At 61.3% G+C, this 261-nt stretch carries 1 pseudogene; it reads left to right on the top strand.

Annotated elements, in window-relative coordinates:
- Window positions 1-261: pseudogene (locus SB771_RS35275) on the top strand (TonB-dependent siderophore receptor); the annotation flags it as partial.

Raw genomic sequence — 261 nt, 5'->3', positions numbered from 1 at the left:
GGCACGATTCTGCCGAACCCGAATGGCGTGATCTCGAACGACCTCTATACGGGCGACGGCAACTTCGCGCGTTATGACAAGCGGCAGTGGTCGGTCGGCTATCAGTTCGAGCAGCGCTTGAATCCGACCTGGACGTTCCGACAGAACACGCGCTACATGCATCTGTCGTTGAACAACTCGACGGTGTACGGCGGCGGCCTCGATCCCACCGACCCGACGGAAGCGTCGCTGACGCGTTACGCGGGTCAGTTCCAGCCGAAC

The organism is Burkholderia sp. SIMBA_051, from assembly GCF_046534915.1.
Lineage (GTDB): Bacteria > Pseudomonadota > Gammaproteobacteria > Burkholderiales > Burkholderiaceae > Burkholderia > Burkholderia ambifaria.
Note: the sequence above shows the minus strand (reverse complement) of the source record. Positions and strands in the feature narration are given on the sequence as shown.